1 pseudogene is annotated in these 512 nt (G+C 37.7%); it reads left to right on the top strand.

The features are described 5' to 3' along the window. Window positions 1-512, top strand: a pseudogene (locus tag AC1MDJ_RS08575) (hypothetical protein); the annotation flags it as partial.

Raw genomic sequence — 512 nt, 5'->3', positions numbered from 1 at the left:
ATAAATGAATTGCTCATCTTGCCTATACTTGAGAATGACCACTTCGCTTTCAAATACGAGATTACAGGGTTTCGTTGCAATAAAGTTGACAAGGTATTTATCAAAACCATAGGCAGTGGGGCTAGTTTTGTTGATTTTCTGGTGTTTTACCAAGATAATGAGCCAACTATAGACGCTCAGCCTATCTATGCCATAGAGGAGACAAAGACTGATGACAGCGAGAGCAGAAATACGGGAGTATATCAACGTTGCTCTAAGTTTGTATTTATAGACTATTACTACCCTGATATTAAAAAGGTTATGCTCTATAACTTACAGATAGAGCAAAAGGAAACCCCAACAGACACTAATATATTTGGCACAAGAATGTTGCTCACTCTTGGCGTTGATATACTAGGCAAAGAGCTTGATAGTAAGTATTTTAAGCCCTTTACGGCTATCCAAGAGCTGATAGACTTCAAAAATGCTATGAAAAAGCCGCCTAAAGGTAATACCCCTATCTTAATAACACA

The organism is Candidatus Termitispirillum reticulitermitis, from assembly GCF_054655775.1.
This window is presented reverse-complemented; position numbering and strand designations above follow the sequence as displayed.